Raw genomic sequence first — 11,662 nt, 5'->3', positions numbered from 1 at the left:
GCGGCGTGGGCGCGCGGGCGGCGTGGGCGGGCGGGCGGCGTGGGCGGGCGGGCGGCGCGGGCGGATGCGGCAGGTCAGTGCCAGGCGGCGGCGAGCGCGAGCAGGACGGCCAGCTCGGCGACGACGACGGTCGCGCCGAGCGTGTCGCCGCTGCGGCCGCCGATCGCGCGGCGGGCGGCTGCGGTCGCGGCGGCTGTCGCGAGCGCGGCGGCGGCGAGCGCGAGCGCGGTCTCTTGCGGGTCGCGCGTCGCGGCGACCGTCGCGACGATCGCGGTCGCGATGCCGGCGGCGAGCGCAGCGCGTGGGACGCTGAAGCCGGCGCCGAGCCCGTCGCTGCGCGCGGGCGGGAGCATGCTGGCGTGCGCGAGCGCGGCGGCGCGGCCGAGCGCGGCGGCGGCGATCAGGGCGGCGAGCGCGTGCCCGTTGGTCAGCGGCGCGAGCGTCGTGAACGCGAGCAGCCCCCAGCCAAGCAGCGCAAGCATCCCGAAGCTGCCGATCTGCGAGTCGCGCATGACGGCGAGGCGCTTGGCACGGTCGCCGCGGACGCCGAGCCCGTCGGCGCAGTCGGCGAGCCCGTCCTGATGCAGCGCGCCGGTCACGATCACGAGCGCTGCGAGTGCCAGCACGCTCGCGCTCGCCCCGCCCAGCAGCGGCTCCGCGGCCGCGCGCACCCCGCCGGCCACCGCCCCGACGAGCACCCCGACGAGCGGAAACCACCCCGCGGCCCGCGGCATGTCGGCCCGATCCAGCGCCCGCGGCGGGATCGGGATGCGGGTCAGGAAGGCGAGCGCGAGGGCGGCGTCGGCGAGGGGGTGGAGGGGCTTGGGGGCGTCGCCGGGCGCGGAGGGCGCGTGCGGCGGCGAGCGGCGTGTGGCGGCGTCCGCGTCGTCGGCCGGCGGCGGGGCGTCGCCGCTCATCGCGGGTCGTCGATCTCGGCTTCGGCGAAGGTCGCCATCTCGCGATGGAGCGCGCCGGCGGCGGCGATCACCGGCAGCGCGAGCAGCGCGCCGGAGGCTTCGCCGAGCCGCAGCCGCAGGTCGAGCAGCGGCTCCAGTCCCAGCTCCGCGAGCACGCGCGCGTGGCCGGGCTCGGCCGAGCGGTGCGAGGCGATCAGCGACTCCGCCACCGCGGGCTCCAGCCCGACGGCAGCGAGCGCCGCGGTCGTGACCGCGTACCCGTCGAGAATCACCGGCAGCCGCAGCCGCGACCCCGCGATCACGGCTCCCGCCAGCACCGCCAGCTCCAGCCCCCCGACCTCGCGCAGCGCGGCGCGGGGATCGAGGGCCGCCGGACTCGGGCTGGCGCCGGCCGCGTCGCGGCGGGCGGATGCGCGGGCGCGGGCGAGGGCGGCGTCGACGACGGCGCGCTTGCGGTCGAGGCCGGCGGCGTCGAGGCCGGTGCCGCGGCCGACCGTGCGGGCGGCGGGGAGGTTCAGCAGCGCGCCGGCGAGCGCGGCGGTCGTGGTCGTGTTGCCGATGCCGATCTCGCCGAGCACGAGGCAGTCGGCGCCGCGCGCGGCCAGCTCCTCGGCGAGCGTCGCGCCGAGCGCGAGCGCCGCGTCGAGCTGGGCGTCGGTCAGCGCCGGGCCGGCGGTCATGTCGGCGGTGCCGGGCGCCAGTTTCGCCGCCCGCACGCCCGCCGGCGTCGCCGCGACGAGCCCGACGTCGGCGACCAGCAGCTCGTGCCCGTCACGTCTCACCAGCACGCCGACGGCACTCTGCCCGCGGGCCGCGGCGGCCGCCACCTGCGCCGAGACGGCGGCGTCGAACAGCGACGTGCCGTGCACGACGTGCCCATGATCGGCCGCCGCGACGAGCACCCCCGCGCGCGGTCGCGCCGGCGGCGCCGCCCCGGTGACCGACGCCCACCGCTCGATCAGCGCCTCCAACGCCCCGAGCGACCCGGCCGGCTTCGCGAGCTGGTCGGAGCGGTCGCGCGCGGCGATCGCGGCGGCGCGGTCGGGCGCGGCTGCACGACCCGCCGGAGCGTCTTGCGCAGATGACGGCGCGGCTTGCGCAGATGCCGGCGCAGCTTGCGCGGATGACGGCGCGGATGCGTCCCAGCGCTCGTCCATCACGACCGCGTCGAGCGGCAGGCGCGACGACCAGCCGGCCGCCTCCAGGCCGGGGCGGACGGGGCGCTCGTCGGGCCAGCCGACGCACAGCCAGGCCATCGGGTCGACGCGCGCGGGGATGTCGAGCAGGGCGCGCAGGTCGTCGGGGCGGTAGAAGCTGACCCAGCCGATCCCGAGCCCCTCCGCCCGCGCCGCCAGCCACAGGTTCTGGATCGCGCAGGCGGCGCTGTAGACGTCGGTCTCGGGGATCGTGCCGCGGCCGAGCACCTCGGCGCCGGGGTCGCCGTGGTCGCAGCAGACGCAGATCCCCAGCGGCGCCTCGACGATCCCCTCGATCTTCTGGTCGAGGAAGTGGCCGGCGCGCTCGTCGAACCGCTCGGCCTGGCGCAGCCGCTCCCGCTGGGCCAGACGCCGCAGCGCCAGCTTCGTCTCCAGCTCGCGCACGACGATCAGCCGCCACGGCTGCATCAGCCCGACCGACGGCGCCTTGTGGGCGGCGGCGAGGATCCGCTCCAGCACGTCGGCCGGCACCGGGTCGGGGCGGAAGCGGCGGATGTCGCGACGCTCGGCGATCGCGCGGTAGACGCTCTCGCGCGCCTCCGCCGGGTAGCGCCAGCCGGTCGGGTCGGCTGCGCGGTCGGCCGCGCGCGAGGGGTCGAAACCGGCCGGTGTCGCCGGCCGCGGCTGACGTGGGTCGCTGCTCACGGTCGGGACAGACTAGACCCGTGCCGGCCGCTGCGCCCCCGTCCTCGATCGCGGCTGCCGGCGCGCCCGGCGGCGACGGGCGCGGGCGTCCAGGCGATACGATGCGGCCTGTCAGCGTGGCGGTGCGAGGAACCCGGTGTGAGTCCGGGACGGTCGCGCCACTGTGTCCGGTTCGCCGAGCCGGTAGTCAGGAACTTCACCGCCGCGACGCCGCCACGATCGGGACGCTGGATCCCGAGGAGGTCCCGCCGCATGCATCGTCCCTTCCCGTCGCCACCGTCCGGTCGGTGCGACGCCGCGCCCGCCCGTCTCGTGGCCTCGTGAAGCGACTGCTGCTCGTGCGCCACGCCGCCACGAGCGCGACCCGCGCCGCGGCCTTCCCCGCCGACGAGCCGATCGAAGAGGGCGCCGCCGCACCCGCCGCCGTCGCGCTGGCGGGCTTCGCGGCGCGTGCCGCATCCGCCGACGCCGCCGCGTCCGCTGACGCCGCCGCGGTCCTCGCGAGCCCGGCGCGCCGCTGCGCGCAGACGGCCGCCGCGGCCGGGCTGACGCCGGCGGTCGAGCCGCGGATCGCCGAGTGCGACTTCGGCGCCTGGGCCGGCCGCTCGCTCGCCGACCTGCACGCGGAGGCGCCCGAGCGGGTCGCCGCCTGGATCGGCGATCCGGACGCCGCGCCCCACGACGGCGAGTCGCTGCGCGCCTTCGCCGCCCGCGTCGCCGGCTGGCTCGACGAGCAGGCGGCCGGCGACGGCACGACGCTCGCGATCACCCACGGCGGCGTCGTCAAGGCGGCGCTCGTGCATGCGCTCGGCGCTCCGATCGAGGCGTTCTGGCGCCTCGACGTCGCCCCGCTGACCGTCACCGAGCTGCACGCCCACGACGGCCGCTGGACCGTCACCCGCACCAACTGCCCGCTGGAACTGGCAGATCGCCATCCGAGTGTGGCTGGCGCAACCGCCGCAGATCGCGGCGCGGCTGACGCAAATCGCGGCGCGGCTGACGCAGATCGCGGCGCGGCTGACGCAGATCGCGGCGCGGCTGACGCAGATCGCGGCGCGGATGCGGAGGTGCGGGCGTGAGCGGCGTTGCGCTTGCCGCCGGCTGGGCGGGGGATCTGGCGGTTGGCGATCCGCGGCGGTTCCATCCGGTCGCCGGGTTCGGGCGGCTCGCGCTGGCGCTGGAAGGCCTCTTGCATCCCCGCGAGCGGCCGGCGCCGCGGCTGCCCCGCGCGCGCGGCGCGCTCTTCACTGCGCTGCTCGTCGGCGGCGCGGCGGGGGCGGCGGAGCTGGCGGCCCGCGGAGCCGAGCGGCTCGCCGGCCGGCGCGGGCGCGCGCTCGTGCTGGCGCTCGTCACCTGGGGCGCGCTCGGCGGCCGCTCCCTCGCACGCGAGGGGACGCGGATCGCGGAGCTGCTCGAACGCGGCGATCTCGCCGGGGCGCGCGCGGCGCTGCCGTCGCTGGCCGGTCGCGACCCGTCGCAGCTCGACGCGAGCGGGATCAGCCGCGCGGTCGTCGAGTCGCTGGCGGAGAACACGGCCGACGCGGTCGTCGGCGCGCTCGTCTGGGGCGTCGTCGCCGGGCCGGGCGGGGTCGCCGCCTACCGCGCCGCCAACACGCTCGACGCGATGGTCGGTCACCGCTCCCCGCGCTACGAGCGGTTCGGCTTCGCCGCCGCCAAGCTCGACGACGCGCTCGGCTGGCCCGGCGCCCGCCTCGGCGCGCTCCTGACCGTCGCGCTCGCGCCTGCTGTCGAGGGGAGTGGGAAGGAGGCCCTCCGCATCCTCCGCCGCGACGGCGCCGCCCACCCGTCGCCGAACGCGGGGCGGATGGAGGCGGCCTTCGCGGGGGCGCTCGGGCTCACGCTCGGCGGTCCGCTCAGATACGGGGAGCGCACCGAGGAGCGGCCGCGGCTCGGGGACGGCCGCGCGGCGACGCCGGCCGACGCCCGCCGCGCCGCGCGGCTAAGCCTCGTCGTTGGCGCCGGCGCCGCGCTCGTCTGCGCCGCCGCGCGGCACGCCGCGCTGAGAGCGTTGACGCGCCAAACGCGCAATCAGTTGGTCTCACAGACCCAGGGATCGCAGACGGCCGGGGAGCTGATCGCATGAGAGGCGCGATCCTGATCGCGGGCACGCACTCGGATGCGGGCAAGTCGGTCGTGACGACCGGGATCTGCCGCTGGCTCGCGCGGCAGGGGATCTCGGTCGCCCCGTTCAAGGCGCAGAACATGGCGCTCAACAGCGTCGTCGCTGCCGACGGCAGCGAAATCGGCCGCGCGCAGGCGGCGCAGGCGGCCGCGGCGGGGATCGGGACCGAGGCGGCGATGAACCCGGTCCTGATCAAGCCCTCAGGTCACAGACACAGCCAGATCGTCGTGATGGGGAAGCCGTACGCCGACGCCGACGCGCGCTCCTACCAGCAGCTCAAGGACCAGTTGAAGCCGATCGTCGCCGACGCGCTCAACGACCTCCGCAGCCGCTTCGACGTCGTCGTCTGCGAGGGCGCCGGCAGCCCCGCCGAGATCAACCTGCGCAGAGCGGACATCACGAACATGGGCCTGGCGACCGCGCACGGGCTGCCGGTGCTCGTCGTCGGCGACATCGACCGCGGCGGCGTGATGGCGAGCCTCTTCGGCACGCTCGCGCTGCTCAGCCAAGAGGACCAGCGCCACATCGGCGGCTTCCTGATCAACAAGTTCCGCGGCGACGCGAGCATCCTCCAGCCAGGCCTCGACCAACTGCAACGGCAGACCGGCCGCGCGACGCTCGGCGTCCTCCCGCACGTCGAGGACCTGTGGATGGACGTCGAGGACTCGCTCGCGCTGGAGGCGCCGCGGCCGGAAGCGCCCGCGCTGAAGGAGACGCTCGACGTCGCCGTCCTGCGCCTGCGCTGGATGAGCAACTTCACCGACGTCGACGCGCTCGCGACCGAGCCCGGCGTGCGGGTCCGCTTCACCCGCTCCGCCGCCGACCTCGAACGGGCCGACCTGGTCGTGATCCCGGGCACGAAGGCGACCGTCGAGGACCTCCAGCGGCTGCGCGACAACGGGCTCGACCGCGTCCTCGCGCAGCGCGCGCAGGCCAACCGCCCGATCCTCGGCATCTGCGGCGGCTACCAGCTGCTCGGCACGACGATCGACGACGGCGTCGAGTCGAGACGCGGCCGCACCGCCGGCCTCGGCCTGCTGCCCGTCACGACGCAGTTCCGCGCGGACAAGCTGCTGCGCCGCCGTGACGGCGCCAGCGCCTGGCTCGGCACGCCGGTCGCCGGCTACGAGATCCGCCACGGCCGCGTCACCCGCCACGGCGGCGAGCCGGTGATGGCGAACAGCGCAGATCAAGAGCCCGACGGCTGCCGCGTCGGCGAGACCTACGGCACGAGCTGGCACGGCGCGCTGGAGCACGACGGCTTCCGCCGCGCGCTGCTGCAGCACGTCGCGCAGCGGGCCGGCCGCGACTTCCGCCCCGGCGACCGCGCCTTCCAAGCCGCCCGCGAGCAGCGGCTCGACGTGCTCGGCGACTTGATCGAGCAGCACGTCGACACGGGCAAGCTCACAGACCTGATCAGCGGCGGAGTCCCCGCCGGCCTTCCGACCGTCCACACAGAGGTGCGCACGTGCTCCGTTTCGTGACGACCGCCGACACCGAGATCCTCGCCACGGCAGCGGCCGTCGAGCAGCTCCCGGCCGACTTCCCGCAGGTGCGCTGCGCCAACCCGTTCGGGCAGGACGCGACCCAGCTCGTCGACACGATCATGGACGGCGCCGGCGTCGTGCTGGTGCGGATCCTCGGCGGCAGACGCGGCTGGCAGGACGGCCTGCCGCTCCTGGTCGAGCGCTGTCGCGAGGCCGGGATCCCGCTGCTCGCGCTCGGCGGCGAGGCCGAGCCGGACGCCGAGATGACGGCGCTCTCCAGCGCCCCGTCAGGCGCCGTCGGCCAGGCCGGCGAGTACCTCCGCCACGGCGACGTCGACAACGTCGAGCAGCTGCTGCGCTTCCTCGCCGACACCTTCCTGCTGACCGGCCACGGCTTCGAGCCGCCGCGCGAGACGGCCGACCTCGGCGTGTACGTGCCGGGCCGCGGCGACGTCACCGTCGAGGAGGCGGTCGCGCGGTTCGACAGCGCCAAGCCGACGGTCGGCATCTGCTTCTACCGCTCCCACCGCCTCACCGGCAACACCGCCTTCGTCGACGAGCTGGTCGCGCAGATCGAGGCGGCCGGGGCGAACGCGCTCGCCGTCTGGAGCTACACGCTGCGGCGCGACGACGCCGGCGAGGTCGCCGCGCTCAGCCTGCTCGACGGCCGCGTCGACGCGCTCGTCACGACGATGCTCGCGACCGGCGGCTCCAACGCCGGCGACGCGTCGCGGACCGCCGCGGCTGGCGCCTCGGAAGGCGCCGGCGGCCAGTGGCAGGAGTGGGACGCGCGCGCGCTCGCGGCGCTCGACGTGCCGGTGATCCAGGCCGTCACCGCGACCGCTTCGCGCGCCGCCTGGGAGGCGTCGGACACGGGCCTCTCGCCGCTGGACTCGGCGACCCAGGTCGCGATCCCCGAGTTCGACGGCCGCCTGCTCGGCGGCGTGATCTCGTTCAAGGAGCGCGGCGACGCGGCCGACTCGCCGGTCGGCGTCGCGGTCCCGCGCTACGTCGCCGACCCGGAGCGCTGCGGGCACGTCGCGCGGCTGGCGGTCAGACACGCGCGGCTGCGCTTCCTGCCGGCGAGCGAGCGCAAGGTCGCGCTGCTGCTGACCGCCTTCCCGACCAAGCACGCGAAGGTCGGCATGGCGGTCGGGCTCGACACGCCCGCCTCCGCCGTCGCACTGCTGGAGCGGCTGCGGGCGGAGGGGATGAAGGTCGAGGCCTCCTTCGAGGACGGCGACGCGCTGATGCACGCGCTGATCGGCGCCGGCGGTCACGACCCCGAGTTCCTCACCGACGAGCATCTGGCGGCCTCCAGACTGCGGCTGCCGGTCGCGACCTACCTGGAGCGCTACGCGCAGCTCGATCAGGCGATGCGCGAGGGGATGGAGGCGAAGTGGGGACCGCCGCCGGGCGACCGCTTCCTCGACGGCGACGACTTCGTGATCGCCGGCCTGGAGCTGGGCGACGTGCTGATCGCGATCCAGCCGCCGCGCGGCTACGGCGAGGACCCGGTCGGGATCTACCACGACCCGGAGCTGCCGCCGACGCACCACTACCTCGCCGTCTACTGGTGGATCGAGCAGCAGTGGGGCGCCGACGCGATCGTCCATCTCGGCAAGCACGGCACGCTCGAATGGCTGCCGGGCAAGACGCTCGCGCTGTCGCGCGGCTGCGCGCCCGACGCGACGCTGACCGAGATGCCGCTGATCTACCCGTTCGTCGTCAACGACCCCGGCGAGGGCGTGCAGGCGAAGCGGCGCGTGCACGCGGTGATCGTCGACCACCTGATCCCGCCGATGATGCGCGCCGACTCCTACGACGAGCTCGCGCAGCTGGAGGCGATGCTGGACGAGTACGCGCGCCTGGAGGTGCTCGACCCGTCGAAGCTGCCGGCGCTGGCGGCGCGCATCTGGACCGGGATCGAGGCCGCCAACCTGCAGGCCGACCTCGGCGTCGAGGAGCGGCCCGACGACCTGGAGGAGCTGGTCGAGCACATCGACGGCTACCTCTGCGAGGTCAAGGACATCCAGATCAAGGACGGGCTGCACGTGCTCGGCGCGGTCCCGGGCGGGGATCAGCTGCGCGGTTTGACGAGCGCCCTGCTGCGGCTCGGATCGGGGAGCGTGCTGGGCCTGCGGCGCGCGGTCGGGCTCGCGTACGGGCTCGACGAGGAGGCGCTCGTCGCGGCGGCGGGCGCGCCGTTCGCGGGCGCCGCGCCGGTTGCGTTGACGGAGCGCTTCCGCGGCCCGGCGGTCTCCAACGGCGACCTCGTCGACCGGCTGGAGAGCGCGCAGATGGCGCTGCTCGACGGGCTCGCCGACGCCGGCTGGGCGGCCGACGCGGTCGAGGGCGTCGTCGCGCAGGTGCTCGGCGTGCCGGGCGAGGAGGCGGTCCGCACGCTCACGTTCGCCTGCGAGGAGGTGCTGCCGCGCATCCTGCGCACGACCGAGGAGCTCGACAACGTCGTCGCCGCGCTCAACGGCCGCCACATCCCCGCCGGCCCGTCCGGCGCGCCGACCCGCGGCCGCATCGACGTGCTGCCGACCGGCCGCAACTTCTACTCCGTCGACCCGCGCGCGCTGCCGTCGCAGCTGTCGTGGGGCGTCGGCGTCAAGCTCGCCGACGCACTGCTGGAGCGGCACACGCGCGACCACGGCTCGCTGCCGAGAACGGTCGGCCTCGTCGCGTGGGGGACGGCGGCGATGCGGACCCAGGGCGACGACGTCGCGGAGATCCTCGCGCTGCTCGGCGTGCGGCCGACGTGGCACCCGGAGTCGCAGCGCGTGACCGGGATCGAGGCGATTCCGCTGACCGAGCTGGGCCGCCCGCGGATCGACGTGACGGTGCGCATCTCCGGCTTCTTCCGCGACGCCTTCCCGCACCTCGTGACGCTGCTCGACGACGCGGTCGCGCTCGTCGCGGCGCTGGAGGAGCCCGACGCGGAGAACTTCGTCGCCGCGCATGCGCGCTTGGACGCGGAACGGCTCGCGTCTGAGCTGGGGAGCGACGCGGCGTGGCGCCGCGCGACGACGCGGATCTTCGGCTCCAAGCCGGGCACGTACGGCGCGGGCCTGCTGCAACTGCTGGAGACGCGCGACTGGCGCGACGACGCCGACCTCGCCGAGGTCTACGAGGCGTGGGGCGGCTACGCCTACGGCCGCGGGCTCGACGGCGCGCCCGCGCGCGAGGCGATGCGCGAGGCGTTCGCGCGGATCGACGTCGCGGTCAAGAACGTCGACTCGCGCGAGCACGACATCCTCGACTCCGACGACTACTACCAGTACCACGGCGGCATGATCGCGACCGTGCGGGCGCTCACCGGCCGCGCGCCGGCGGCGTACCTGGGCGACTCGTCGGATCCGTCGCGCACGGTCGCGCGCTCGCTGGAGGAGGAGACGCGGCGGGTCTTCCGCGCCCGCGTTGCGAACCCGCGCTGGATCGCCTCGATGATCCGCCACGGCTACAAGGGCGCGGCCGAGCTGTCGGCGACCGTCGACTACCTGTTCGGCTACGACGCGACCGCCGGCGTCGCTGAGGACTGGATGTATGAGCAGGTCGCGCAGAAGTACCTGCTCGACGACGACGTCGCGGCGTTCGTCGCCCAGTCGAACCCGTGGGCCGGCCGCGCGATCGCCGAGAAGCTGCTCGAAGCGGCCGACCGCGGCCTCTGGGCCGCCCCCGCCGCCGAGACCCTCTCCGCGATCCAGGAGCGGTTCCTGGCGCTGGAAGGCGAGCTGGAGGAGGCGGGGTCGGCGTGAGCGCGTTCGTCACATCTGCGCCTCGGTTTGGGTCAGCCGCGCCGCGGTTTGCGGAGGCCGCGCCGCAGATTGTGTCAGCCGCGCCGCGGTTTGCGGAGGCCGCGCCGTGAGCGCGCCGGCTTTCCCCCTGAGCGCGCTCGTCGGGCAGGAGGCGCTGGTCGAGGCGCTGCTCGTCAACGCGGTCGCGCCCGATGTCGGCGGCGTGCTCGTGCGCGGCGAGCGCGGGACGGCGAAGTCGACTGCGGTGCGGGCGCTCGCGCCGCTGCTGCCGCCGGTCACGGCCGCCGTCGGCCAGCCGTGGTGCTTCGCGCCCGGCGAGGCGGCGCCCGGCGGGATCGTGCCTGCCGACGCCGAGGCCGAGGAGCGGCCGGCGCCGCTGGTCGAGCTGCCGCTCGGCGCGACGCTCGACCGCCTCGTCGGCGCACTCGATCTCGGCCGCGCACTCGCCGGCGAGCAGGCGTTCGAGGCCGGGCTGCTCGCCCGCGCCCACCGCGGGATCCTGTACGTCGACGAGGTCAACCTGCTGCCCGACCACCTCGTCGACGCGCTGCTCGACGCGGCCGCCTCGGGCGTCGCGCGGGTCGAGCGCGAGGCGGTCAGCGTGACGCACGCGGCGCGCTTCCTGCTCGTCGGCACGATGAACGTCGAGGAGGGTGAGCTGCGCCCGCAGCTGCTCGACCGCTTCGGCCTCGGCGTCGAGGTGCGCGCCCCGCGCGACCGTGTCGTGCGGGCCGAGATCGTCCGCCGCCGGCTCGCCTTCGAGCGCGACCCGGCCGGCTTCGTCGCGCGCTTCGCGGCGCAGGAGCGCGCGCTCGCGGCGCGGATCGCGGAGGCGCGCGGCCGCCTCGGCGCCGTCCGCCTGCCCGAGCGCGAGCTGCTGCGGATCACCGGCGCCTGCGCCGAGCTGGAGATCGACGGCGTCCGCGGCGACATCGTCTGCGCCCGCGCCGCTCAGGCGCTCGCCGCGCTCGACGGCGCCGACGAGGTGACCGAGGAGCATGTCCGCCGCGCGGCGGCGCTGGCGCTCGCGCACCGGCGGCACAGAGATCCGCTCGGCGGCACGTCTGGAAGCTCGCCGGAGGAGGACCTCCAGCGCGCGCTCGACGGCGACGACCTGCCGCCCGAGCCGGACCCCGACCCCGATCTGACCCCGCCCAACGGCACCGGTTCGAACAGCTCCGGAAGCTCTGCGTCTGGGGAGGGAGGCAGCGGCTCGGCGCAGCCGGCGTCCTCCGGCGGCGATTCCGGCGCTGGCGCGTCGGGCTCCGGCGAGGGCGGCCCGGGGGACGCCTCACACGGCGACGGCGACGGCCCGCGCGACGGCGACGGCTCGCGCCCGGAGGCCGCCGGGGGGCCCGCCGCCGACGCTCCCTTCAGCCCGACCGCCCGTGCCCGTGAGCGGCGCGATCCGCCGGCGCCGGCGACGCTGCCGCTGGCGGCGCTGGCGCTCGACGGGCGCGGCAGCGGCCCGCGCGGCCGCCGTGCCCGC

The 11,662-nt window shown here is 76.3% G+C and carries 7 protein-coding genes and 1 riboswitch; of the genes, 5 read left to right on the top strand and 2 right to left on the bottom strand.

The genetic code is table 11. The annotated features are described in order from the left end of the window. Nucleotides 1-74: 74 nt before the first annotated feature. Together cobS and bluB are read right to left on the bottom strand one after the other, a co-directional pair. Entirely contained in the window at nucleotides 75-917 is an 843-nt protein-coding gene (cobS, locus tag Q7L73_RS27975) for an adenosylcobinamide-GDP ribazoletransferase (RefSeq protein ID WP_304696047.1), read from the bottom strand. Beyond that, nucleotides 914-2,779, bottom strand: coding sequence for a 5,6-dimethylbenzimidazole synthase (bluB, locus tag Q7L73_RS27970; RefSeq protein WP_304696045.1), 1,866 nt, complete (start codon nucleotides 2,777-2,779; stop codon nucleotides 914-916). Before bluB ends, cobS begins: the two co-directional genes overlap by 4 nt. Nucleotides 2,780-2,882: 103 nt before the next feature. Then, nucleotides 2,883-2,998: riboswitch (cobalamin riboswitch) on the top strand. 101 nt (nucleotides 2,999-3,099) lie between these two features. Here bluB and Q7L73_RS27965 point away from each other — a divergent pair. The 5 genes from Q7L73_RS27965 to Q7L73_RS27945 form a co-directional block, all read left to right on the top strand. Then, entirely contained in the window at nucleotides 3,100-3,858 is a 759-nt protein-coding gene (locus Q7L73_RS27965; protein ID WP_304696043.1) for a histidine phosphatase family protein, read from the top strand. Beyond that, the gene (locus tag Q7L73_RS27960) at nucleotides 3,855-4,883 is read left to right on the top strand and encodes a cobalamin biosynthesis protein (RefSeq protein ID WP_304696041.1); all 1,029 of its coding nucleotides are present in this window, start codon (nucleotides 3,855-3,857) and stop codon (nucleotides 4,881-4,883) included. Before Q7L73_RS27965 ends, Q7L73_RS27960 begins: the two co-directional genes overlap by 4 nt. After that, complete coding sequence (locus Q7L73_RS27955) at nucleotides 4,880-6,406, top strand: cobyric acid synthase (protein ID WP_304696039.1); 1,527 nt, start codon at nucleotides 4,880-4,882, stop codon at nucleotides 6,404-6,406. The genes Q7L73_RS27960 and Q7L73_RS27955 overlap by 4 nt, the downstream gene beginning before the upstream one ends. Next, entirely contained in the window at nucleotides 6,391-10,173 is a 3,783-nt protein-coding gene (gene cobN / locus Q7L73_RS27950) for a cobaltochelatase subunit CobN (RefSeq protein ID WP_304696037.1), read from the top strand. Before Q7L73_RS27955 ends, cobN begins: the two co-directional genes overlap by 16 nt. Before the next feature lie 106 nt (nucleotides 10,174-10,279). After that, a partial coding sequence (locus Q7L73_RS27945) for an ATP-binding protein (protein ID WP_304715771.1) occupies nucleotides 10,280-11,662 on the top strand: 1,383 nt, incomplete at its 3' end.

The sequence above is a fragment of the Conexibacter sp. CPCC 205762 genome, from assembly GCF_030646155.1.
Taxonomy (GTDB): domain Bacteria; phylum Actinomycetota; class Thermoleophilia; order Solirubrobacterales; family Solirubrobacteraceae; genus Conexibacter.
This window is presented reverse-complemented; position numbering and strand designations above follow the sequence as displayed.